Source organism: Isoptericola sp. S6320L, assembly GCF_023015685.1.
Classification (GTDB): domain Bacteria; phylum Actinomycetota; class Actinomycetes; order Actinomycetales; family Cellulomonadaceae; genus Isoptericola; species Isoptericola halotolerans_A.
The window spans coordinates 25,570-47,966 of record NZ_JALKAT010000007.1; the positions used below are offsets into that span (position 1 = coordinate 25,570).

Annotated in this window: 20 protein-coding genes; 7 read left to right on the plus strand and 13 right to left on the minus strand. The window is 73.4% G+C overall.

Features of this window, described 5'->3' with window-relative positions; all coding sequences use genetic code 11:
• Nucleotides 1–136: 136 nt before the first annotated feature.
• The 3 genes from MWU57_RS05995 to MWU57_RS06005 are packed head-to-tail and all read left to right on the plus strand — an operon-like array spanning nucleotide 137 to nucleotide 1,855.
• The gene (locus MWU57_RS05995) at nucleotides 137–499 is read left to right on the plus strand and encodes a DUF1844 domain-containing protein (protein WP_106268277.1); all 363 of its coding nucleotides are present in this window, start codon (nucleotides 137–139) and stop codon (nucleotides 497–499) included.
• Between the two features lies 1 nt (nucleotide 500).
• The gene (locus MWU57_RS06000) at nucleotides 501–1,109 is read left to right on the plus strand and encodes a hypothetical protein (protein ID WP_106267922.1); all 609 of its coding nucleotides are present in this window, start codon (nucleotides 501–503) and stop codon (nucleotides 1,107–1,109) included.
• Complete coding sequence (locus MWU57_RS06005; RefSeq protein ID WP_374108527.1) at nucleotides 1,106–1,855, plus strand: S1C family serine protease; 750 nt, start codon at nucleotides 1,106–1,108, stop codon at nucleotides 1,853–1,855. The genes MWU57_RS06000 and MWU57_RS06005 overlap by 4 nt, the downstream gene beginning before the upstream one ends.
• A gap of 9 nt (nucleotides 1,856–1,864) precedes the next feature.
• Here MWU57_RS06005 and MWU57_RS06010 read toward each other — a convergent pair whose 3' ends face one another.
• From MWU57_RS06010 to MWU57_RS06040, 7 genes are read right to left on the minus strand one after another with little or no spacing between them, the layout of a single operon-like run.
• Entirely contained in the window at nucleotides 1,865–2,602 is a 738-nt protein-coding gene (locus MWU57_RS06010; protein WP_246908006.1) for an SseB family protein, read from the minus strand.
• Nucleotides 2,599–3,330, minus strand: coding sequence for a bifunctional 1-(5-phosphoribosyl)-5-((5-phosphoribosylamino)methylideneamino)imidazole-4-carboxamide isomerase/phosphoribosylanthranilate isomerase PriA (gene priA, locus MWU57_RS06015; protein WP_246908009.1), 732 nt, complete (start codon nucleotides 3,328–3,330; stop codon nucleotides 2,599–2,601). Before priA ends, MWU57_RS06010 begins: the two co-directional genes overlap by 4 nt.
• Nucleotides 3,331–3,373: 43 nt before the next feature.
• On the minus strand, nucleotides 3,374–4,114 hold the full coding sequence (hisH, locus tag MWU57_RS06020) for an imidazole glycerol phosphate synthase subunit HisH (RefSeq protein ID WP_106267927.1): 741 nt from the start codon (nucleotides 4,112–4,114) through the stop codon (nucleotides 3,374–3,376).
• Nucleotides 4,111–4,656 carry a hypothetical protein gene (locus tag MWU57_RS06025; protein WP_246908011.1) on the minus strand — a complete coding sequence of 182 codons (546 nt, stop codon included), beginning with the start codon at nucleotides 4,654–4,656 and terminating at the stop codon, nucleotides 4,111–4,113. Before MWU57_RS06025 ends, hisH begins: the two co-directional genes overlap by 4 nt.
• A gap of 1 nt (nucleotide 4,657) precedes the next feature.
• Nucleotides 4,658–5,260, minus strand: coding sequence for an imidazoleglycerol-phosphate dehydratase HisB (hisB, locus tag MWU57_RS06030; protein WP_106267931.1), 603 nt, complete (start codon nucleotides 5,258–5,260; stop codon nucleotides 4,658–4,660).
• Nucleotides 5,260–6,390 (minus strand): histidinol-phosphate transaminase, encoded by a 1,131-nt coding sequence (locus MWU57_RS06035; protein ID WP_246908013.1) that lies wholly within the window; start codon nucleotides 6,388–6,390, stop codon nucleotides 5,260–5,262. Before MWU57_RS06035 ends, hisB begins: the two co-directional genes overlap by 1 nt.
• 41 nt (nucleotides 6,391–6,431) lie before the next feature.
• Nucleotides 6,432–6,899: a ubiquinol-cytochrome c reductase iron-sulfur subunit gene (locus MWU57_RS06040; protein WP_106267935.1), complete on the minus strand. Its 468-nt coding sequence runs from the start codon at nucleotides 6,897–6,899 to the stop codon at nucleotides 6,432–6,434.
• A gap of 62 nt (nucleotides 6,900–6,961) precedes the next feature.
• Here MWU57_RS06040 and MWU57_RS06045 point away from each other — a divergent pair, with 62 nt between their 5' ends.
• Both MWU57_RS06045 and MWU57_RS06050 read left to right on the plus strand, forming a co-directional pair.
• Nucleotides 6,962–7,375: a hypothetical protein gene (locus MWU57_RS06045; RefSeq protein ID WP_246908015.1), complete on the plus strand. Its 414-nt coding sequence runs from the start codon at nucleotides 6,962–6,964 to the stop codon at nucleotides 7,373–7,375.
• 225 nt (nucleotides 7,376–7,600) lie between these two features.
• A complete protein-coding gene (locus MWU57_RS06050) occupies nucleotides 7,601–9,868 on the plus strand; it encodes a RecQ family ATP-dependent DNA helicase (protein WP_246908143.1) in 2,268 nt (755 codons plus the stop codon).
• Here the strand turns inward: MWU57_RS06050 and MWU57_RS06055 are convergent.
• Together MWU57_RS06055 and hisD are read right to left on the minus strand one after the other, a co-directional pair.
• Complete coding sequence (locus tag MWU57_RS06055; RefSeq protein ID WP_246908017.1) at nucleotides 9,865–13,161, minus strand: DEAD/DEAH box helicase; 3,297 nt, start codon at nucleotides 13,159–13,161, stop codon at nucleotides 9,865–9,867. The two genes, MWU57_RS06050 and MWU57_RS06055, sit on opposite strands and share 4 nt — an antisense overlap.
• 36 nt (nucleotides 13,162–13,197) lie before the next feature.
• The gene (gene hisD, locus MWU57_RS06060) at nucleotides 13,198–14,520 is read right to left on the minus strand and encodes a histidinol dehydrogenase (RefSeq protein ID WP_106268281.1); all 1,323 of its coding nucleotides are present in this window, start codon (nucleotides 14,518–14,520) and stop codon (nucleotides 13,198–13,200) included.
• A 74-nt stretch (nucleotides 14,521–14,594) separates the two neighbouring features.
• Here hisD and MWU57_RS06065 point away from each other — a divergent pair, with 74 nt between their 5' ends.
• A complete protein-coding gene (locus MWU57_RS06065; protein WP_246908019.1) occupies nucleotides 14,595–14,834 on the plus strand; it encodes an RNA-binding S4 domain-containing protein in 240 nt (79 codons plus the stop codon).
• Here MWU57_RS06065 and MWU57_RS06070 read toward each other — a convergent pair.
• Genes MWU57_RS06070 through dnaE form a run of 3 tightly spaced genes read right to left on the minus strand, consistent with a single transcriptional unit; the run spans nucleotide 14,819 to nucleotide 19,300 of the window.
• Nucleotides 14,819–15,226, minus strand: coding sequence for a pyridoxamine 5'-phosphate oxidase family protein (locus MWU57_RS06070; protein ID WP_246908022.1), 408 nt, complete (start codon nucleotides 15,224–15,226; stop codon nucleotides 14,819–14,821). The genes MWU57_RS06065 and MWU57_RS06070 overlap by 16 nt on opposite strands.
• Nucleotides 15,227–15,242: 16 nt before the next feature.
• Nucleotides 15,243–15,746, minus strand: coding sequence for an NUDIX domain-containing protein (locus MWU57_RS06075; RefSeq protein WP_246908025.1), 504 nt, complete (start codon nucleotides 15,744–15,746; stop codon nucleotides 15,243–15,245).
• Nucleotides 15,743–19,300, minus strand: coding sequence for a DNA polymerase III subunit alpha (gene dnaE, locus MWU57_RS06080; RefSeq protein ID WP_106267947.1), 3,558 nt, complete (start codon nucleotides 19,298–19,300; stop codon nucleotides 15,743–15,745). Before dnaE ends, MWU57_RS06075 begins: the two co-directional genes overlap by 4 nt.
• Before the next feature lie 115 nt (nucleotides 19,301–19,415).
• Between dnaE and MWU57_RS06085 the strand changes: the two genes are divergently transcribed.
• A complete protein-coding gene (locus tag MWU57_RS06085; protein WP_246908028.1) occupies nucleotides 19,416–20,384 on the plus strand; it encodes a LacI family DNA-binding transcriptional regulator in 969 nt (322 codons plus the stop codon).
• Nucleotides 20,385–20,426: 42 nt separating this feature from the next.
• Here MWU57_RS06085 and MWU57_RS06090 read toward each other — a convergent pair whose 3' ends face one another.
• Complete coding sequence (locus MWU57_RS06090; RefSeq protein ID WP_246908031.1) at nucleotides 20,427–22,352, minus strand: glycoside hydrolase family 55 protein; 1,926 nt, start codon at nucleotides 22,350–22,352, stop codon at nucleotides 20,427–20,429.
• Nucleotides 22,353–22,397: the final 45 nt, after the last annotated feature.

Below are 22,397 nucleotides of genomic sequence, written 5' to 3' on the forward strand. Positions count from 1 at the left end.
CCCGCCGCGCAGCGCAGGCTCGGCCGGCATCGACACCGCCGGCTGAGCCGGAGCGCAGCACCCGAGGCCGGGTCCGCCACGTGCGGGCCCGGCCTCGGGCCTCTCTCCGCCTTCCGAAGGTGCCAAGATGGACCCCATGAGCCACACCCCCGAAACCGGTGCCACCCCGGACGCCGGCACGGCGACGCGCGACATCGCCGACGTCGCCGCCGTCGAGGTCATCACCACCGCCGCCGTCCATCTCATGAGTGCCGCCGCCGTCAAGTGCGGTCTCGCCGAGGAGGACCCGGCCGAGCACCTCGACCTCGACGAGGCGCGCAAGCTCATCACGGCGCTGGCCGCACTGGTGACGGCGTCGGCACCGGACATCGGCAACCAGCACGCCCGGTCCCTGCGCGACGGCCTGCGGTCCCTCCAGCTCGCCTTCCGCGAGGCCTCCGTCGTCCCGGACGAGCCGGGCGAGGGCCCGGGCGAGAAGTTCACGGGCTCCGTCGTCTGACATGTCGCAGCCCTCGGGTCCGTGGGAGCCGACGACGGCGCCGGCCGCCGCGGGCGTCCCCGCACCGGACGAGCCTGCGCCGGCGGATCCACCGCGCCGGCGAGGGCGGGCTGCCCGGGTCGCCGCCGTGGTCCTCGCGGTGCTACTCGTCGGTGCGCTCGTCGCGGCCGGCTACCTGTGGCGGACGACCGCGGCCTGGGAGGACCACGCCGCGCAGTGGGAGTCCGAGGCTCGCGGATACGCCGAGGAGGTGGCTGCGCTGCAGGCGGAGCTGGACGGCGTCACCGCCGAGCTGGTGGCGGCGCGTGAACAGCTCGACACGGCGACGGCCCGGATCACCGACCTGGCGGACGAGAAGGCGCAGCTCGGCGACGAGAACGTCGCGAGCCAGCAGTACCTCGACTACCAGCGGCGCGTGAGCGAGGCGGCCGGTGTGGTCGCCACGGCGCTGGGGCAGTGCACCGCTGCGCAGTCCCAGCTCATCGGCTACCTGGAGGACCGCGACGCCTACGACCCGGCCGACCTGGACCGGTTCGCCGCGGACGTCGAGGCCCTGTGCGACGAGGCCAACGACGCCAACGCCCAGCTGCAGCAGGAGCTCGCGCGGTGAGGGCCCCTACGCGCGACCCCCGGCGACCGAGCGGCCTCCTCGCCGTCCTGGTGACGACGCTCGTGGCCACGTCCTGCGCGGCGGTGCCCGAGCTGCCGCCGCCGGTGCCCCAGGACGTCGTCCCCTCGGTGGCCCCGCCGACGCTGTCGGCCGCAGGGTCCGACCAGCTCTCCCCCGACGGGTTCGACGCCGTCCAGCGCATGGCCGTGCGGATCCGGAACGTCGGCTGCGCCAGCCTGTCGACCGGGTCGGGGTTCGCCGTCGACGAGCACACGCTCATCACCAACCGCCACGTCGTCGCGGACTCCGAGTCCTTGCAGGTGAGCACCTACGACGGCCGCGACCTGGACGTGTCGGCGGCGAGCACGGCCGCGCTGGCCGACCTCGCCGTCGTGCGGACCGAGGACCCGCTGCCGTCCTTCCCGCAGATCGCCGACGACGACCCCGAGGAGGGCGACGACGTGACGGTCGTGGGCTACCCGGCGGGCGGGCGCCTGACCGTGACGGCCGGCCGGGTGATCGGCACGACGCGCGACCCCCTGCACGAGAACCTCGGCGAGGTGCTGGTCACCGACGCGCCGGTCGAGCCCGGGTCGTCCGGCTCGGCGGCGCTGGACGACGACGGCGACGTCATCGGCGTCGTCTACGCCAAGACCACGGACGGCCGGTCGCTGCTGGTCCCGCAGTCGACCTTGCGCGAGATGCTCGACGACACCTCGGCCTTCACCGAGCTCACGCCCTGCTGAGGACCGGCGTCAGCGCGCCGCGGCGATGCGCAGCTCGAGGGAGTCCACCCGGTCCGCCACCACCTTCGCTGCGGCCAACCGGGCGTTCACCTGGCCGAGCACCGTGTCGAGGCCGGCACGGTCCAGGCCCGGATCGAGCGCCAGGACGACGGCGACCTCGGCCGTGCGGCCCGGCTCGGCGGACGCGCGCACGACGTGCTGGACGGGCGCGGCCGCGTCGCCGACGGCGCGAGCCACCTCGGCGTCGACCACCATGCCGTCGGCCGTCGGCACGAGGGCGGGCCGCCACTCGACGCCCTGGGCAAGCGCCCAGACAGCGGGCCGGGGCACGAGCGCGGTCACGGGGCCCGCCGGGTCGACGACCAGCAGGGACCACTTCTCGTTGACGGCGGACAGCGCCGCGCGTGCTGCCTCGACCGGGACGGGGCGCGCGTCGGGACGCCAGGCCTGCATCGACGCCACGGAGGTGAAGACGGGCAGCGCCCGGCGTCCGTCGGGCGACTCGAGCGCCACGACGCCCGAGGAGGCCTCCTTGTCCACCGTGTGCTCGATGCCGTCGTGCTCGACCGTCCCGGTCGCCTCCAGCTCGGCGAGCACCGGCACGAGGACCCGGGTCTCCGCGAGCCGGGCGACGACGTCGCGCAACGGGGTGGTGCCGGCGCGCAGGCCCTCGAGCCGGCGCACGAGCTCGGCGTCGGCCGAGCCGTCGTCACCGGCGAACTGGCTGGTCGGCTGGATGGACCTCATGGGCGCCCCGCGACGTCGAGCGCCTCGGGGAGCGTGAACGCGCCCGCGTAGAGCGCCTTGCCCACGACGGCACCCTCGACGCCGTCACCGGTCAGGGCACGCAGCGCCGCCAGGTCGTCCAACGAGGAGATGCCACCGGAGGCCACGACCTTGGCCGGCGTCCTGGCGGCGACGTCGCGCAGCAGCTGGACGTTCGGGCCGCGGAGCGTGCCGTCCTTGGTGACGTCGGTGACCACGTACCTGGCGCAGCCGGCGTCGTCGAGACGTGCCAGGACCTCCCAGAGGTCCCCGCCGTCCTGCGTCCACCCGCGGGCGGCGAGCGTGGTGCCGCGCACGTCCAGGCCGACGGCGACCTTGTCCCCGTGCTCGGCGATCACCCGCGCGGTCCACTCGGGGTCCTCGAGGGCGGCGGTACCGATGTTGACACGGCGGGCGCCGGTGGAGAGGGCGCGCTCCAGCGACGCGTCGTCCCGGATGCCGCCGGAGAGCTCGACCTGCACGTCGACCTCCGCCACGACGCTCGCCAGCAGCTCCGCGTTGGAGCCGCGGCCGAAGGCGGCGTCGAGGTCCACCAGATGGATCCACTCCGCGCCGCCCGTCTGCCAGTCAAGCGCAGCGGCGCGGGGGTCGCCGTAGGAGGTCTCCGAGCCGGCCTCCCCCTGGACGAGGCGGACGGCCTGGCCGTCGGCGACGTCGACGGCGGGCAGCAGCACGAGGCGTTCGGTCATGCGTGAGTACTCCAGTCGTGGGGGATGGCGGGGCGACGGCGGCTCAGAGCGACCGCACCCAGTTCTCGAGCAGGGTGGCACCGGCGTCGCCGGACTTCTCGGGGTGGAACTGCGTCGCGGACAGCGGGCCGTCCTCGACCGCGGCGACGAACCGCGCGGCCGCTCCGGCGGGGCCGTGGGACGACCAGGTGACACGCGGCGGCGTGTACCGCGGGTCGGCGGAGTCGTCGTGCCCCTGCGTGAACTCCTGGGCCGCGTACGAGTGCACGAAGTAGAAGCGCTCCTGCTCCACCCCGGCGAACAGCGTCGACCCGGTCGCCGCCTCGACGCCGGACCAGCCCATGTGCGGCACGACGGGCGCCTCGAGCCGGTCGACGACGCCGCGCCACTCCCCCAGGCCGTCCGCCCGGACGCCGTGCTCGACGCCGGCGTCGAACATCACCTGCATGCCGACGCAGACGCCCAGCACGGGCCGACCTCCGGCGAGCCGGCGGTCGACGACCTGGTCGCCGCGGACCGCCCGGAGGCCCTCCATGCAGGCGGCGAACGCGCCGACACCCGGTACCACGAGACCGTCCGCCTCGGTCGCGGCGTGCCGGTCGGCCGTGAGCTCGACGTCGGCCCCGACGCGCTCGAGCGCTCGCACGGCTGACCGGACGTTGCCGAAGCCGTAGTCGAGGACCACCACGCGGGGCCGGGCCGCGGGGCCGCCGGGAGCCACGGGCCGGGCGTTGAGCTCCGCGGCGGCGCCGTCGTCGGGCAGCAGGCCGGGTGCGGGGGTCATCGCTTCTTCTTCCGTCCCTTGCGTGCCACCTGCGACAGCATCCGCACGGCCTTGAGCCGGCTGATGCCCGACGACGACACGACACCGGGCAGGTCGGCGAGCGTGAGGTGCCCGGTCAGGAGGTCCTCGAGGGCGTCGGGGGCACCGCCGAGCACGAGACCGGGCGGCAGCTCGCCGTCGTCCGCCCCGTCGGTGTAGCGCACGCAGGTGAGCTGCTCGCCGTGGCGGGTGACGAGGACGAGCGGGACGCCCGCCACGAGCTGGGAGACGGCGGCGGCAGCGCGGTTCGGCAGGTCGCCCGAGGTGTCGCGCAGCACGCCGAGCGCACCGACGGGCGTCGGGACGACGTCGACGTCGAGGCCGGCCAGCACGCACGCGGCCGCGAGCGGCTCGGCCTCGGCGACCTGGGTGATCAGCACGGCGAGCTCGGGGTCCTGCCGTGCGTCCGTGAGGCTCGACAGGTCGTCGGGGATCTCGATGTCACCGAGGACGTCGGACAGGTCCTCGTGCCCGGGCTGGTCAGGGGTCGAGGGACTGGGCACCCTACAGCGCTCCCTTGGTCGACGGGATGCCCTCGACGCGCGCGTCGCGGGCAACGGCGGCCCGCAGCGCGCGGGCGAGGGCCTTGAACTGGGCCTCCACGATGTGGTGCGGGTCCCGGCCGGCCAGGACCCGCACGTGGAGGCAGATGTCGGCGTGGTGGGCGATCGACTCCAGGACGTGCCGGGTCAGCGACCCGGTGAAGTGGCCGCCGATGAGGTGGTACTCCTGCCCGGCCGGCTCGCCGGAGTGCACGAGGTACGGCCGTCCCGACACGTCGACGACCGCCTGGGCGAGCGCCTCGTCGAGCGGGACGAGCGCGTCGCCGAACCGCGCGATGCCCGACTTGTCGCCGAGCGCCGCCTTGAGCGCCTCGCCGAGCACGATCGCGGTGTCCTCGACCGTGTGGTGGGCGTCGATGTGCGTGTCACCGGTCGCCCGGACGGTCAGGTCGACGAGGGAGTGCTTGCCCAGGGCGGTGAGCATGTGGTCGTAGAACGGCACGGTCGTGGAGATGTCGGTGCGCCCGGTGCCGTCGAGGTTCAGCTCGACGACGACGCTCGACTCGCTCGTGGTGCGCTCCACGCGCGCGGTGCGGTCTGCCATCACTGCTCCTTCTCGCCGATCACGGCGGTCAACGCGTCCTTGAACGCCTGGGTCTCGCCGGGCGTTCCCACCGACACCCGCAGCCATCCGTCGGGCCCCGTCTCACGGATGAGCACGCCGCGGTCGAGCAGTCCCTGCCACACGGCATGCCGGTCGTCGAGCACGCCGAACAGGACGAAGTTCGCGTCGCTCTCGGCCACCTGCAGGGGCCGGCCGCCGACGTGCTGCTGGCGCAACCATGCCACGAGCTCGTCGCGTCCCGCACGCAGGTCCGCCACCTGGGCGAGCAGCGACTCGCGGTGCTCGAGGGCCGCCCGGGCCGCGGCCTGCGTGACGGCGGACAGGTGGTACGGCAGCCGGACGACCCGGAGCGCGTCCACGAGCGCCGACGACGCCGCCAGGTAGCCGAGCCGCAGCCCCGCGGCCGCGAAGGCCTTGGACATGGTGCGCGTCACGGCCAGGTGCGGGTACCGGTCGAGGAGCGCGAGCGCCGAGGGCGTGCCTTCACGCCGGAACTCGGCGTAGGCCTCGTCGACCACGACGACGGCGGGCACCCGCGCCGCGGCGTCGAGCACCGCCTCGATCGTCCCGGGGTCCAGCGCGGTGCCGGTCGGGTTGTTGGGGCTGGCGAGCAGCACGACCGACGGCTGCTCGGCCTCGATGAGCGCGACCGCCGCGTCGGGGTCGATGGTGAAGTCCTCGGCCCGGCGACCGGTCACCCACCGGGTGTGCGTGTCCCGCGCGTACTCGGGGTACATCGAGTACGTCGGGGCGAACGACACCGCGGTCCGGCCCGGGCCGCCGAAGGCCTGCAGGAGGTGCAGCATGATCTCGTTCGACCCGTTGGCGGCCCACACCTGCGTGGGGTCGAGCCGGACGCCCGACTCCACGGCCAGGTAGTCCGCGAGGTCGGCCCGCAGGTCCGCGAAGTCACGGTCCGGGTAGCGGTTCAGGGTGTGCGCCGCCTGCGCGACCCGCTCGGCGACGGTCGCCACGACCTCGTCGGAGGGCGGGTAGGGGTTCTCGTTGACGTTGAGCCGCACGGGCACGTCGAGCTGCGGTGCGCCGTAGGGCACCTCGTCGGCGAGCTCGGGGCGCAGCGGCAGTGCCGGAGCGTCGGGGGTGGTCACCGCCCCAGTCTACGAGCGGGCGGAAGGTGCCCGGGCTGGCGTCAGGAGACGACGACGTCGGCCCCGGAGATCTCGACGGCGATCTCGCCGAGGGGCTCGGGCGCGGGACCGGACTGCACGGAGGCGTCCGTGAGGGAGAACACCGACCGGTGGCACGGGCACTCGAGCACACCGTCGCCGGGGGTGACGGTGCAGCCCTGATGGGTGCAGACCGCGCTGAAGGCGTGCACCTCGTCCTCGGCCGGCCTCGTGACCAGCACCGGGACGCCGGCGACCTCGGCGCTCACCGCACCCCCGACCGGTACGTCCTCGAGCGCCACCACGGCCTGGCCCGCCGCGGACGTGCTGACGTCGTCGGCCGACCGGTCCGGGTCCGTCCCCTCGGCGCACGCCGCGAGGACGCCGCCACCGACCACCACGCCCGCCAGGGCGCCCGCACCGTGCAGCACCTGACGGCGGGACCGGCACGCGGTGTCGGCGGGTCGTGGGACGGCGGTGGGCTCGCTCATGGGAGGGCTCCTCGGAGGGTCTCGTGGTGACGTCGGTCATACCGGGTGGCAGCATGTCCATCATGGACGCCCCCACCGGCAAGGTGCCAGCGCCGCGCGGCCGAGGCGACGTCGGCCCCTCGTGGCTGTGGCGCTCGCTCGCGGCGCTGGGCGTGCTCGTGTCGGCGGTGGTGCACCTGGTCCTCTGGACGCGCGGCTACGACGACATCGACCTCGTGGGGCCGCTGTTCCTGGTCAACGCCGCCGGCGGCGTCGTCCTGGCGACGCTGATGCTCACCTGGCGGCACTGGCTGCCGCTCGTGGGCGGCATCCTCTTCGGCGCCGTGACGCTGCTCGCGTTCATCACGTCCGCCACCTCGGACCTGCTCGGCATCTCGCCGGAGGTCATCGGGGTGAACGAGCTCGTCGCGGCGGCCGCAGAGCTGGTCGCCGTGGTGGCCTCCACCGTGGCCCTGGTCCGCGAGCAGGCGCGCTGACCCTGTGGACGGCGGCAGCGGTCTGTCGCCCGCTCCGCCTACGATCGCAGGGTGACCTCCTCGGACGACCCGTACGCCGACCTCGTGCCCTCCTGGACCGACGACGACGTCCCACCGGACGACGACGTCCCACCCCCGGACGACGAGCCCGCCCCGCCGGCGGACGCCGCGGCGGCGCGCCCGGTCACCGACCGCTCCGAGGCGGCCAAGCGGGCCAAGCTGGCCATGCTGCGAGGCCTGATGGACACCGCGGGCGGCGAGGGCGGGACCTTGCGCGAGCAGGCGACCGACGCCCTGCGCGCGCTCGTCGGGCGCGACGACGCCGAGCTCCGTGACGACCAGTGGAGCGCGATCGAGGCGCTCGTCGCGTTCCACCGGCGTGCGCTGGTCGTGCAGCGCACCGGGTGGGGCAAGTCGGCGGTGTACTTCGTGGCGACCAGCCTGCTGCGCGCCCGCGGCGCGGGGCCGACGGTGATCGTCTCCCCGCTGCTCGCCCTCATGCGCGACCAGATCTCGGCCGCGGCCCGCGCCGGGATCCACGCGGTGACGATCAACTCCTCCAACGTCACCGAGTGGGACCAGGTGCACGCCCAGATCGCCGCCGGTGAGGTCGACGTCCTGCTGTGCTCCCCGGAGCGGCTCAACAACCCGGCGTTCCGCGACGAGGTGCTGCCCCGGCTGGCGGCGGACGCCGGCCTGGTCGTCGTCGACGAGGCCCACTGCATCTCGGACTGGGGGCACGACTTCCGGCCGGACTACCGCCGGATCCGCACCCTGCTGACGGACCTTCCGCCCGGCATCCCCGTGCTCGCCACGACGGCCACGGCGAACGAGCGGGTGACCCGCGACGTCGCCGAGCAGATGGCGGTGCAGGCCGACGGGCGTACCGCGGGCGTGGCCGACGGCGACGGCCCGCTGGCGGCCACCGACGACGTGCTGGTGCTGCGCGGAGCCCTCGATCGCGAGTCCCTGCACCTGGCGGTGCTCGAGCTGGGCGACCAGCCGACGCGGGTCGCCTGGCTGGTGGAGGCCCTGCAGGAGATCGACGGCTCCGGCATCGTCTACTGCCTCACCGTCTCCGCCGCCGAGGAGGTGGCGACCCAGCTCCGTAGCGCCGGTCTCGCGGTGGCCGCCTACACCGGGCGGACCGATCCGACGCAGCGTGCGCAGCTCGAGGAGGACCTCAAGGACAACCGGGTCAAGGCCCTGGTCGCGACGTCCGCGCTGGGCATGGGGTTCGACAAGCCGGACCTCGCGTTCGTCGTGCACCTGGGCGCGCCCTCGTCGCCGATCGCCTACTACCAGCAGGTGGGCCGCGCCGGACGTGGCGTGGACGACGCGGTCGTCGTGCTCCTGCCCGGCCACGAGGACAAGGCCATCTGGGACTGGTTCGGTTCCCAGGCCTTTCCCGCCGAGCAGCAGGTCCGGGCCACCCTCGCGGCGCTCGCGCAGACAGGCGAGACGATGTCGACCGCGGCTCTCGAGACGCACGTCGACCTCAAGCGCTCGCGCCTCGAGTCGATGCTCAAGGTCCTGGACGTCGACGGAGCGGTCCGGCGGGTGAAGGGCGGCTGGGTCGCCACCGGGGCCGAGTGGGTCTACGACGCCGCCCGGTACGCACGGGTCGCCGAGACCCGCAGCACGGAGGCCCGGGCGATGCTCGACTACGTCGCCACGACCGGCTGCCGGATGCGATTCCTCCGCGCGCAGCTGGACGACCCGGCGCTGCCGGACGGCTGGACGTGCGGACGGTGCGACCGGTGCGGCGGTGTCGCCCTCCCGCCGCCGCCCTCCACCGAGTCGGTCGCCGAGGCCCGTGCCGAGATGGACCGTCCGGGCGTCGAGGTCGAGCCTCGCAAGATGTGGCCCTCCGGACTCGACACGCTCGGGCTCGACGTCAAGGGGAAGATCCCGGACACCGAGCGCGCCGAGCCGGGGCGCGCCGTGGCGCGGTTCGACGGGCTGGGCTGGGCCGGCCCCGTGCGTGAGCTGTTCGCACCGACGACGCCGGACGGCGAGACACCGACGGCGCTGCGCACGGCGGCGGCACGGGTGCTCGACGACTGGGACGCGATCCGGGCGGGCACGGGATCCGACGACGGGTCGTCGGACGCCACCGGCGCAGGACGCGACAGGACGCTGGTCGTCGAGGGCGTGGTCGCCGTACGCTCCGTGACGCGCCCGCAGCTCACGTACCACCTGGCCAACGGCCTGGCGTCCTACCTCGGCGTGCCGCTCATCGGCGCCGTGGGACCCGCCTCCGGCGCGGAGGAGCCGGGCCGCCACGACGTGAACTCCGCCATGCGCCTCGCCGGCGTCGCCCGGCGGCTCCGCCTCGAGCTCGGCGACGCGGCCCTGTCGGGACTCCCGGGTCGCACCGTCCTGCTGGTGGACGACTGGACCGAGTCGGGGTGGACGCTGACCGTCGCGGCGAGGCTCCTGCGCCAGGCCGGAGCAGCGGCGGTCCACCCCTTCGTGCTGGGCGTGCGCTAAGGATCCAGCAGGCCGCGGACGTCGTCGGCGGCGAGCGCCCCGGCGAAGGCTCCGGCGTCGTCGTCGAGCACCGCGTCGAACAGTGCCGCCTTGCGCTGCGCGAGCGCCATCACCTTCTCCTCGATGGTGTCGGCGGCGACCATCCGGGTGACGACGACGTGACGCGTCTGGCCGATGCGATGGGTGCGGTCGATCGCCTGCGCCTCGGCCGCCGGGTTCCACCAGGGGTCCAGCAGGTAGACGTAGTCCGCCTCGGTGAGGTTGAGGCCGACGCCGCCCGCCTTGAGGCTGATGAGGAACACCGGGGCGGTGCCCTGCTTGAAGCCGCGGATGACGCCCGCCCGGTCACGGGTGCTCCCGTCGAGGTAGGCGACGGGCAGGCCCGCCTCGGCGCACCGCTGCTCGACCCGTCGCAGGAACGAGGTGAACTGCGAGAACACGAGGGCACGGTGCCCCTCGGCGGCGACCTCGACGAGCTGGTCGACGACGGTGTCCAACTTGGTCGACGTGACCCCGGCGTAGGCGTCGTCGACCAGGGCGGCGTCCAGGGCGAGGCGACGCAGCGTCGTCAGGGAACGGAAGATGGCGGCCTTGTTGGCCTCGAAGTCGGTGAGCAGGCCCAGGAGGCGCTGTCGCTCGCGCTGCAGGTGGGTGTCGTAGACCTTGCGGTGGTCCGGCGCGAGCGGGACCCTCAGCACCTGCTCCTGCCGGGCAGGCAGCTCGGGAGCGACCTGCGCCTTGGTCCGCCGCAGCATCAGCACGCGGATACGTCGCTTGAGCCGTGCCAGCGCACGGTTGCCCGCCGCGACGACCGCGGCGTCGTCGTCCTGCGCGGCAGCGTCGACGGGCCGGATCGTCTCGGCCCGGAACCGGTGCAACGACGGGTACAGCCCCGGGGCCACGATGGCGAGCATCGCCCAGAGCTCGGTGAGGTTGTTCTCCAGCGGCGTGCCCGTGATCGCGAGCTTGAACGGGGTGTCGAGCCGGCGGGCGGTCTGGTTCGCCCGGGTGCGCGGGTTCTTCGCGAACTGTGCCTCGTCGAGGATGAGGCCGGACCACTCGAGCGCGGCGAACGCCTCGAACTCCAGCCGGTACACGGCGTACGACGTGACGACGACGTCGACATCCTTGACGAGCTCCGCCAGGCTGCGACCGAGCTTCTTGGTGGTGGCCGGCAGGGCCACCACGTCGAGGCCTGGGGTGAACCGGGTGGACTCGTCGACCCAGTTGCCGACGACGGACGCGGGGGCGACGACGACGAACGGCGGCGCGGCGCGCCCGTCGGCCGCTGCTTCCGCGCGGGCACGGGCGAGGAAGGCGAGCGTCTCGACGGTCTTCCCGAGCCCCATGTCGTCCGCGAGGATGCCGCCGAGCCCGTGCCGCCACAGGTAGGTGAGCCACTCGTACGCCTGGTGCTGGTACGGACGCAGGTCGGCCCGCAGCCCGTCGGGCACGTCGACGGGCACCGGCGTGCCCCCTCCGTCGGCGATCCGGCGCAGGTCCGCCACCGAGCGCCGCCACCGGTCGGAGACGCGCACCTCGTCCGCGGCGTCCTCCAGCTCGCCCCACAGCTGGGTGTCGTAGCGGCTCAGGCTGAGCCGTCCCGGCCGGTCGCTGAGCGCGGTGGCCTCCTCGATCAGCGAGCGCAGGCGTCCCAGCGAGGGCTGGTTCAGCCGCAGCCACGAGCCGTCGACGAGGAGCAGGCGCTTGCGCCCCTGGGCGAGCGCCGTGAAGAGCCGGGTGAACGGGACTTCCTTGCCCGCGACCGTCACCGAGATCCCGAGGTCGAGCCAGTCGGAACGGCCCGAGGGTGCGCCCTCCACGACCACCCGCGCGGGGCCGTCGAGGTGGTGGTAGTCGGGTGCCGGGTCACCCTCGATGCGCACCTCGGTCGCCGCGAGCGCCGGGAGGACGTCCTGCGCCAGGTCGAGGGCGTCGAGCCCGGTGAACCGCTGGTGGTCGGCGAGCTCGAACCGCTCGAACCCGACGATCCCGCGCACCACGGAGGTGGCCTTCTCCCGGATCTCCGCCTCGGCCTGCGGGTCGCGGGCCGGGTCCACCGCCCCACCCGCCAGCGGGACGGTGCGCGGGTCGCCGTCGCCCCGCGGGTAGTGCCACGACCAGGTCAGCTCGGCCTGCTCGGGAGAGCCGAACCGGGCGGCGGCCACGAGCACCGGCCGAGGGTTCTCGGGCAGGTCGACGCTGCCGTCCGAGACGACCTGGGCGGTGCGCCGCAGGGCGGGCAGGTGCTCGGTGAAGAACTCGTCCACGTCCGACGCCGGGACGTCCGTCGGGCCGAGCCCCACGAGCTCGCGGGCCCCCTCCCCCAGCCGCCGGGGGGTCGGGCCGATCCGGAGCACGGTCCGGCCGTCCTCGGCCTCGACGGCGTACAGGCCGGTGTCTCCGACAGCGCCGAGCTGCGCCCCACCGACGGCGTCGACCCCGTCGTGCGCGACCACCGGGGACAGGCGGACGCCGTCGACCGAGGCCGCCACCTCCAGCCGAAGCGTCGCGGTCCTCGCCAGGTGGACCTCGTCACGGGCACCGTGGCCGACGAACGGGATGTCGAGATCGGTCGCCTCGGCCAGGAGCGCCCACAGGCCGCGCCCGCCGGCGCCCAGCGGGCGCCACGCGTCGCGGGCGCGCACGGAGCCGTCGCCCAGGGTGGCGCCGAGGTCGGCGTACCAGCGCCGCACCTCGGGCGCCGGCGTGGCTCGGACGCCGGCGAACGCGTAGAGCCCGCGGGTCAGGGCGTCCCAGCTCGCCTCGGGGGCGGTCTTCCAACCCCCGTTCCGCGACGGGACGACCGGCCGGACGGACAGCCCCGGCGCGGCCTCACCCAGGGCGCCGTCGAGGCGGAAGCGCAGCGCCACGGGCAGCACACCGCCCGCCGATGCTGACGCCGTCGGGCCCTCGACGCCCGTGACGGCGGCCAGGCGGCCACGCCAGTCGCCGCCGTCGGTACCGCTGGTGCCCTCCTCGCCGTGCGGGCGGACGTGGAGCAGCGTGGCCGCGACGTGCTTGCAGTCGACGGCCACGGGGCAGGAGCAGGACGAGTCGTGGAACGCGTAGCGGCCCGCGTCGTCGACCACGAACCAGATGCGGCAGTCGTAGGGCTGCGGCCCGCTGCCCGCGACCCGCGCGCTGAGGACCAGGTCGTGACCGTCCCACCGCCACGAGGCGACCATGCCGGCGCGCTGGTACCCCTGGGCACGGCGGAACGTCGTCGTGCCCACGATCCCGCCGACGACGAGCGGGTCGAGCCGGGGCGGCCTGGAGGAGGGGGCGGGCATGGCCCCATGGTCCCACCCCACGCCGACACGACCGGCTCAGAAGCGGCCGCGCACCGCCTCGCCGTGCGCGGGAAGGTCCTCGTCGTTCGCGACGGCCACGATGCGGTCGGCCACCTTCGCCAGCGCCTCGCGGGAGTAGTCGACCACCTGCACCGACCGCAGGAAGGCGTGCACGCCCAGCCCACTCGCGAAGTGCGCCGTGCCCCCGGTGGGCAGCACGTGGTTGGAGCCCGCCATGTAGTCACCGAGGGAGACCGGCGAGTACGGACCGACGAAGATCGCTCCGGCCGACCGGACGCGCTGAGCGACCGCCGCGGCGTCCTCGGTCTGGATCTCCAGGTGCTCGGCGCCGTAGGCGTCGACCACGGCCAGCCCCTGCTCGACGTCGTCCACCAGGACCACCGCCGACTGCGGACCTGCGAGCGCCGTCGTGACCCGGGCGGTGTGCTTCGTGGCCTCCGCGAGGTCGACCAGCTTGGCCTCCACCGCACCGGCGAGCTCCACCGACGGCGTGACCAGCACCGACGCCGCCATCAGGTCGTGCTCCGCCTGGCTGACCAGGTCGAGAGCCACGTGCCCCGCGTCGGCCGTGTGGTCGGCGAGGACCGCGATCTCCGTGGGACCGGCCTCGGCGTCGATGCCGACGACGCCGCGTACGAGCCGCTTGGCGGCTGCGACGTAGACGTTGCCGGGCCCCGTGACGACGTCCACCGGCTCGCAGAGGACCTCGCCGTCGACGGGCTCGCTCCCGGCCGCACCGTAGGCGAACATCGCGACCGCCTGGGCGCCGCCGACCGCGTAGACCTCGTCGACGCCGAGCAGCGCGCACGCGGCCAGGATGGTCGGGTGCGGGAGCCCGCCGGAGGCCTTCTGCGGCGGCGAGGCGACGGCCAGGGCGGGCACGCCCGCCTCCTGGGCGGCGACCACGTTCATGATCACGGACGACGGGTAGACCGCCAGGCCTCCCGGCGCGTAAAGGCCCACGCGCTGGACTGGGATCCATCGCTGCCGCACCTCCGCGCCGTCCGCCAGGACGGTGGTGTGCTCGGTGGGCACCTGGTCGGCGTGCACGGCGCGCACCCGGGCGATCGCCTCCTCGAGCCCGTCGCGGACGACGGGGTCGAGGCCGGCCAGCGCCTCGTCGAGCGCGTGCCGGGGTACCCGCAGATGGCCCGGACGCACCCCGTCGAAACGCTCGCCCAGGTCGCGCAGCGCGGCGGCGCCACGGGCCCGGACGTCGGTCAGGATCGGGGCGACGGCGTCGACGGCCTGCTCCACGCCGATCTCGGGGCGCGGCAGCACCCGGAGCAGCTCGGTGCGGGACAGGACCTGTCCACGGAGGTCGATGCGTTGGATCACGCGCACCAGTCTAGGTCGTGCCGGAGCAGGCCGGCCGGTCGTCCCGGACGGTGGGCGCTGGGACAATACGGAGCATGGACACCCCCCTCGAGGTCCCCATCCGCGACGACGTCATCCGGCTCGGCCAGTTCCTCAAGCTGGCCGGGCTTGCCGAGTCGGGCAACCATGCCCGCGACCTCGTGGCCGACGGCGACGTGCGCGTCGACGGCGAGACGGAGACCCGGCGCGGCCGCCAGCTGCGCCCCGGAGCACGCGTGACCGTCGTCGGTCCCGAGGGCGAGGAGACCGCCGTCGTCGTTCAGGACGACATGTAGGCGGACGCCATCACCCGGTCGGCCGCGAGCTGCAGCACGATCCGGTCCGGGTCGTGCTGCAGCTGCCGGAACCGCTTCGCGTAGCGCCGCACGGCCTCGGCCACCTCGTCGGCGTCCTCGACGACGGTGATGGTGCCCTCGAGCGTCATCCACCGGCCACCGTCGACCTGGCAGACCGCTGCCCGTGGCGGCTCGCCGTCGGGCCCCCGACGGCGGGCGTTGCGTGCCTTCACCGACGTGCGCCGCGCGGTGATGCGCACGATGCCCTGGTCGGCGTCCCAGGTGAAGGCGACCGGGACCACGTGGGGCGTGCCGTCGGCGCGCAGGGTGGTCAGCGTCGCGAGGTGTCGTTCCGTGACGAAGACGAGCTGCTCGGGGTTGAGTCGGATCACGGACGCGAGCCTACGCTCAGGCGTCGGCGTCCGAGCCACCGAAGCCGCGGACCGTGATGCGCGGCACCGCGCCGTCGTGCAGGGCACGCAGCACCGCCAGCTCGTGGGGCACGACCGGCTCGGGCAGGTGCACGAACGGGAACCAGCGCAGGTCCGCCGCCTTGTCCGGCTCCTGCAGCACCGGGTCGCCCTGCCAGCGGCTCACCGCGAAGAAGAAGTCCACCCGCTGCTCCAGGGCCGGGCCGCCGGGCAGCCCGCGGTGCGAGACCGTCAGCGCCTCGAGGTCCGACGGCGCGACGGTCACCCCCAGCTCCTCGCGCGCCTCCCGCACGACGGCCTCGAGCACCGACTCGTCCGGCTCCACGTGGCCGGCCGCGCCGGCCGCCCAGTACCCGTCCATGAATCCCGTGCCGGCGCGCAGCTGCAGCAGCACCTGCCCCTCACGGCGCAGCAGCAGGTAGACGGCCGGCACCACGCGGAACCGGTGGTCCGCGCTGCCGTCGTCCCAGCCGGCGCTCACGAGAGGCAGCTCGGGCCGAGCAGGGCCTTGAGGTCGCCGAAGAGCGCCGGCGACTTCTCCACCCGGAGCCGGTCGGCCGCCCGGACCACGGTCTTCTTGCCGGGCTCGGCCACGTGCACGTGGACCTCGGCCGGCCCCGGGTGCGAGACCAGCACCTCGCGCAGCCGGACCATCACGGGCTCGACGCACCGGGTGTGCGGCACGGTCACCTGCACCGGCGAGTCCGCCACGGCCGAGGTGTCCGGGAGGGTGACCTCCTGCGCCTGCAGCTGCATCTGCTCGTCGCGCCGGCGGACCCGACCCTTGAGCGTGACCACCTGGTCCTCGGCGAGCACCGTCGAGTAGGCCAGGTAGGTCTCGCCGAAGAACATGACCTCGACGGAGCCCTCCAGGTCCTCGATGGTCACCGCCGCCCACGGGTTGCCGTTCTTGCTCATCTTGCGCTGCACGGAGGTCAGCAGCCCGGCGACGGTGACGGAGGAACCGTCCGGACGGCCCTCGTCGGCCATGAGCGACGCGATCGACGTGTCGGCCGCACGGGCCAGCACGTGCTCCATGCCGGACAAGGGGTGGTCCGAGACGTACAGCCCCAGCATCTCCCGCTCGAACGCGAGCAGCTGCTTCTTGTCCCAGTCGGGCAGGTCCGGCACGTCGACGCTGAAGCTCATCTTCTCGTCGGTCGCGGCCAGGTCGGCGAAGAGGTCGAACTGTCCCTTGGCCTCCTCCCGCTTGACCGAGATCACCGAGTCCACGGCCTGCTCGTGGACCACCAGCAGGGCGCGACGCGGGTGCCCGAGGGAGTCGAAGGCCCCGGCCTTGATCAGCGACTCGATGGTGCGCTTGTTGCAGACCACCGCCGGCACCTTGTCCAGGAAGTCGGTGAACGACGTGAAGTCGCCGTGCTCCTCGCGGGCCGCGATGATCGCCGAGACCACGTTCGCGCCGACGTTGCGGACGGCCGTCAGCCCGAAGCGGATGTCGTCGCCCACGGCCGTGAACTTCGCCGCCGACTCGTTGACGTCGGGCGGCAGGACGGTGATGCGCATCCGACGGCACTCGCCGAGGTACAGCGCCATCTTGTCCTTGTCGTCCCGCACGGACTGCAGGAGCCCCGCCATGTACTCGGTGGGGTACTTCGCCTTGAGGTAGGCCGTCCAGTAGGCGACCAGCCCGTACCCGGCCGAGTGGGCCTTGTTGAACGCGTAGCCGGCGAACGGCACGAGCACGTCCCAGACCGCCTTGATCGCGGCGTCCGAGTAGCCGCGCTCCTTGCAGCCGGCCTCGAAGTTGACGAACTCCTTGGCCAGCACCTCGGGCTTCTTCTTGCCCATGGCACGCCGCAGCAGGTCCGCCTGCCCGAGCGAGTAGCCCGCGAGGATCTGCGCGGCGCGCTGCACCTGCTCCTGGTAGACGATGAGACCGTAGGTCTCGTCCAGGACCTCGGACAGCGGCTCGGCCGTCTCGGGGTGGATCGGCTCGATCTTCTGCAGGCCGTTCTTGCGCAGCGCGTAGTTCACGTGCGAGTTCATGCCCATCGGGCCCGGGCGGTACAGCGCGATGACGGCGGAGAGGTCGTCGAACTTGTCCGGGCGCATCTGCCGCAGGAGCGAGCGCATCGGCCCGCCGTCGAGCTGGAAGACGCCCAGGGTCTCGCCGCGGGCCAGCAGCTCGTAGGTGGCGACGTCGTCGAGCGGGACGTGCTCGATCTCGACCGCGTCCTTGCCGTTCATGATGATGTTCTCGAGCGCGTCGTCGAGGATCGTCAGGTTCCGCAGCCCGAGGAAGTCCATCTTGATCAGGCCGAGGCCCTCGGACGTCGGGTAGTCGAACTGCGTGATGACCGCGCCGTCCTGCGGGCGCCGCATGATCGGGATGACGTCGATGAGCGGCTCGCTGGACATGATCACGCCCGCCGCGTGCACGCCCCACTGCCGCTTGAGCCCCTCGATCCCCCGCGCGGTCTCCACGACGCGCTGCGCCTCGGGGTCGGTGTCGTGGACCTGCCGGAACTCGGCGGCCTCGGAGTAGCGCTCGTGCGAGGGGTCGAAGATCCCGGACAGCGGGATGTCCTTGCCCATGACGGGCGGCGGCATCGCCTTGGTGAGCTTCTCCCCCATGGCGAACGGGAAGCCGAGGACCCGCGACGCGTCCTTGAGCGCCTGCTTGGCCTTGATCGAGCCGTAGGTGACGATCATCGCCACCCGGTCGTCGCCGTACTTGTCGCTCACGTAGCGGATGACCTCGGAGCGCCGGCGCTCGTCGAAGTCGACGTCGACGTCGGGCATGGAGACGCGCTCCGGGTTGAGGAACCGCTCGAAGATCAGACCGTGCTCGAGCGGGTCGAGCTCGGTGATGCCCATGACGTAGGAGACCATCGAGCCGGCCGCCGAGCCACGGCCCGGGCCGACGCGGATCCCCTGCTCCTTGGCCCAGTTGATGAAGTCGGCGACCACGAGGAAGTACCCGGGGAAGCCCATCTGGATGATGACCTCGGTCTCGTACTTCGCCTGCGCGCGGACCTCGTCCGGGACTCCCGCCGGGTAGCGGCGGTGCAGGCCGTGCTCGACCTCCTTGACGAACCAGGAGATCTCGTCCTCGCCCTCGGGCACCGGGAAGTTCGGCATGTAGTTCGCGCCGGTGTCGAACGAGACCTCGCACCGCTCGGCGATGAGCAGCGTGTTGTCGACCGCCTCCGGCATCTCCGCGAAGAGCCGCCGCATCTCCGCACCGGACTTGACGTAGAAGTTGTCGCCGCTGAACGCGAACCGGCTGCCACCCTGGTCGTAGGTCGGCTCGTCGAGGGTCGAGCCAGAGTTGACCGCGAGCAGCACCTCGTGCGCGTGGGAGTCCTCCTGCTTGGTGTAGTGCAGGTCGTTCGTCGCCACGAGCGGGGCCCCGATGTGCTCGGCCAGCCGCAGCAGGTCCTTGGACGTGCGGGACTCGATCTCGATCCCGTGGTCCATCAGCTCGACGAAGTAGTTCTCCTTGCCGAAGATGTCCTGGTACTCCCCGGCGGCCCGGACGGCCTCGTCCCACTGGCCGAGGCGCAGGCGCGTCTGGATCTCTCCCGACGGGCAGCCCGAGGTGGCCATCAGCCCTTCGGAATAGGTCTCCAGCAGCTCGCGGTCCATGCGCGGCCACTTGCCCATCTGGCCGTCCAGGGACGCCAGCGACGACGCCCGGAACAGGTTGTGCATGCCCGTGTTGTCCCGGGACCACAGGGTCATGTGGGTGTACGCGCCGCCCGCGGAGACGTCGTCGCGCCGTTGGCCCTGCTCCCCCCACAGGACCTTCGTGCGGTCGTGCCGGCTCGTGCCCGGCGTGACGTACGCCTCGACCCCGATGATCGGCTTGACCCCGAACTTCTGCGCCGTGCTCCAGAAGTCGAACGCCCCGAAGAGGTACCCGTGGTCGGTGATCGCGATGGCCTTCTGGCCCAGCCGAGCCACCTCGGTGAACAGGTCGTTCATCCGCGCCGCGCCGTCCAGCATCGAGTACTCGGTGTGGACGTGGAGGTGGACGAAGTCGTCGTTCTTCTCAGGTGCGTCCGGCATGGGGTCGAGTCTAGGAGGCACCACCGACCTTCGACGACGCCCCTCGCCGGATCGCCGTCACGGCCGGCCGTGCCCAGTACAGTGCTCCCAACGTCCGGCCGGAGAAGGAGGAGCGGTGGCCTCAGTGACGAGCGCCGACGTCGCCCGCGCCGCGGGGGTCTCCCGCACGACCGTCAGCTACGTGCTCAACGACACGCCCGGGGCGTCGGTCTCCGAGGCGACCCGCGAGCACGTCCGCAGCACGGCCGCGCGGCTCGGCTACGCGCCGTCGGCGGCCGCACGGACGCTGCGGCGCGGCCGCAGCGACCTGGTCGTCTGCGTGCTGCCCGACTGGCCGACCGGGCCCGTCGTGGACTCCCTCCTGGACCACCTCACCGACGTGCTCGCCGAGCGCGGGCTGTTCGTGCTCGTCCACCACCACCGCGACTCCCGCGCGCTGGCGGAGCTGTGGCGGGCCGTGACGCCGCGTGCCGTCGTCGGGCTGGCGCCGTTCGCCGCCGAGGACGTCCGGGCGATGGAGCAGGCCGGGATCGCCGTCGTGGGATCGGTGGAACCGGCCGACGGCGGCGCGTTCGACCGCTCGCAGCACGACCTGGCCGTGCTCCAGGTCGACCACCTGGCGTCCCGCGGGCACCGGTCCGTCGCGTTCGCCACGACGACCGACGACCGGCTGCGCCGGTTCGGGGACGCCCGGTTCGCGGGGGTCCGTGACGCCTGCGCGGCTCGTCGGCTCCCCGCACCGCGCCAGGCCGCCGTACCGGCCGACGAGCCGGCCACCGGCACGGTCCGCGCCTGGCACGCCGAAGGGGTCACCGCCGTCGCCGCGTACAACGACGAGGTCGCGCAGGCGGTGCTCGCCGGGGCACGGGACGCCGGTCTGACGGTCCCCGACGACCTCGCGGTGATCGGCGTCGACGACGCTCCCGCCGCCCGGGTGACGACGCCCCCGCTGACCACGGTGGCACAGCCCGTGACCCCGCAGTCGGAGCACCTGGCGGCCAGCGTGCTGGCGGTGCTGGACGGACAGGGACCGCCACCGTGGCCGGACGACCCGGCGCGCGTCGTCGTCCGCTCCTCGACGTGAGCCGGCCCCGCCCCACGGCCGTGGGGCGGGGCCGGGGCGAGGTCAGGGCGCCGGGTAGTCCACCACGTACTCCGGGGACCCCGAGGTCGACGGCGGGACCGCGTCACCCACGCCGTTGACGACGTGCTGGATGGTGCCGGCGCTGAGGTTGACCGTCATGACGTGGTGCAGCTGGACGCCCGGTACCTGCGGCACAGAGAACCCGTTCTCGGTGACGATCTCCGGGTTGTTCTGGTTGAACACGTACACGCCCGCACCGAAGAGCCGGTGCCGCTCGACGTCGTCGGCGACCTTGTAGCCCTCCCAGCCGAGGGTGCCGTCGGGCTGGGTCCAGTCCGCCTGGGTGGGCGGGTCGTAGGGCAGCTCGTTCTGGTAGAGCACCACGGTGCCGTCCTCGCCGTTCCAGATCGTGTTGTGCTCCTGGAAGTGCTCGACGAACAGCCCCGTCGCGGTGACCCGGTCGCCGTTCACCACGACGCCGTTGCGTCCGACGTTGGTGGCCCAGCGCTCCGTGTCGCCGTTGACGCCCGCCGACCCGTCCGTCGGGAAGCCCTCCACGCCGTGGTCGCCGCGCCACACCCAGGTGTGGTCGATGAGCACGTCGTGCGCGTTGACCTCCAGCGCGACGTCCGCCTTGCCGACGTGCGGCCCGCCGACGCGGAAGTACACGTCGGACAGCGTGATCGGGTCGACCGGGTCGGACCGGTGGTTCTTGCCGTGCTCCTTGCCCACCCGGAGCAGCGCCGGGGACTCCACGGTGCCGGCGTCGATGGAGACGCCCGCCACGACGACGCCGGAGGTGTCGGCGACCGTCAGCGGCACGGCGCCGTCGACGGCGGTGAGCGTGGCGTGGCCCATGCCGAGCACCACGGTGCCGGGGCGCTTGACGGCGATGCTCCGGTCGACGTCGTAGACCCCGGGCGTGAGCAGCAGGTGCTTGCCGCGTGCGAGATGGCTGTTGATGGTCGCCACCGAGTCGCCGGGCTTCGCGACGTAGAAGTCCGTGATCGGCACGGTGCGCCCCGGCGTGGCGCCGTCGGCCCACGAGACCCCGCGGGTCTCGGTCTGCGCGGCGGGGACGCGCACCTGGTAGCGGCCGGCGTCGTCGACGAACAGGTACGGCTTCTCGCGGCTCACCGGTGTGGTGTCGAGCGTCGTGTACGGCTCCGTCGGGAAGTTGTCCTCGCTCGGTGCGCCCTCGACCCCGGCGAAGACCTGGTTCCACACCGCGTTGGACCAGCCGCCGCCGAGCTCGCTGTTGCGGGTCAGCCACTGCTGCTGCGAGCCGTTGGTCACCTGGGTGTCGAAGCGGGAGTCGGCGATGAAGCCGCCGCTGGCGTACTGCGGTCCGGCCGTGCAGTAATCCATGAGCGACAGCGGACCGCGCACGTCGAGGCGTCGCATCGAGACGGCCTGGGAGACGGCCCAGAAGTTGGTCGTGGCCTCGCACCCGCCCTGGCCGGCGGTGTTCACGTCGAGAGCCAGGTTGGAGATCGTCCGCCAGAAGTTGACCAGCGCGATGCAGTTGGGGTTCTCGGGGTCGTCCGACAGGCAGCGGTTACGTACCTCGATGGCGCCCTCGACGGCCACGTCCTGCGGGGACTCGCCGAGACCGGCCACCTCGGTGTAGTACCCGACGCCGAACTGCAGCGGGTCCTCTGCCGAGCCGTAGGTGCCGGGCAGGAAGTAGACGGCGTGCCGGTCCGTGCCCATCTCGGCGTCGACCTGCTGGGCGTGCAGGGCGTCCATGGTCGCCTGGATCTCGTCCTGGGGCGTGTCCGGGCCGAACACGGTCACGTTCGGGCCGAAGTCCGGGGCGGTGGGGGCGGCCGCGTCGGGCGGGGCGGCCTGCGCGCCGGGGACGGTGGCGATGGCGGTCACGAGGGCTGCTCCTGCGGCGACGGTGGGTACGAGCCGGTGGTGCCGTCGTCGTGCGGTCGCCCGGGCCGGTGCGTGAGGTGATGACATGCGTCCTCCTCGTCGAGGTCGCGGGTGACTCGTGTCACCCGTCGT

Bases quoted from the DNA above. Each gene is read 5' to 3' on its own strand.
- MWU57_RS05995 (WP_106268277.1), top strand. From the start codon at position 137: ATGAGCCACACCCCCGAAACCGGTGCCACCCCGGACGCCGGCACGGCG.
- MWU57_RS06000 (WP_106267922.1), top strand. From the start codon at position 501: ATGTCGCAGCCCTCGGGTCCGTGGGAGCCGACGACGGCGCCGGCCGCC.
- MWU57_RS06010 (WP_246908006.1), bottom strand. From the start codon at position 2,602: ATGAGGTCCATCCAGCCGACCAGCCAGTTCGCCGGTGACGACGGCTCG.
- priA (WP_246908009.1), bottom strand. From the start codon at position 3,330: ATGACCGAACGCCTCGTGCTGCTGCCCGCCGTCGACGTCGCCGACGGC.
- hisH (WP_106267927.1), bottom strand. From the start codon at position 4,114: ATGACCCCCGCACCCGGCCTGCTGCCCGACGACGGCGCCGCCGCGGAG.
- hisB (WP_106267931.1), bottom strand. From the start codon at position 5,260: ATGGCAGACCGCACCGCGCGCGTGGAGCGCACCACGAGCGAGTCGAGC.
- MWU57_RS06040 (WP_106267935.1), bottom strand. From the start codon at position 6,899: ATGAGCGAGCCCACCGCCGTCCCACGACCCGCCGACACCGCGTGCCGG.
- MWU57_RS06045 (WP_246908015.1), top strand. From the start codon at position 6,962: ATGGACGCCCCCACCGGCAAGGTGCCAGCGCCGCGCGGCCGAGGCGAC.
- MWU57_RS06050 (WP_246908143.1), top strand. From the start codon at position 7,601: ATGCTGCGAGGCCTGATGGACACCGCGGGCGGCGAGGGCGGGACCTTG.
- MWU57_RS06055 (WP_246908017.1), bottom strand. From the start codon at position 13,161: ATGCCCGCCCCCTCCTCCAGGCCGCCCCGGCTCGACCCGCTCGTCGTC.
- MWU57_RS06065 (WP_246908019.1), top strand. From the start codon at position 14,595: ATGGACACCCCCCTCGAGGTCCCCATCCGCGACGACGTCATCCGGCTC.
- dnaE (WP_106267947.1), bottom strand. From the start codon at position 19,300: ATGCCGGACGCACCTGAGAAGAACGACGACTTCGTCCACCTCCACGTC.
- MWU57_RS06090 (WP_246908031.1), bottom strand. From the start codon at position 22,352: ATGTCATCACCTCACGCACCGGCCCGGGCGACCGCACGACGACGGCAC.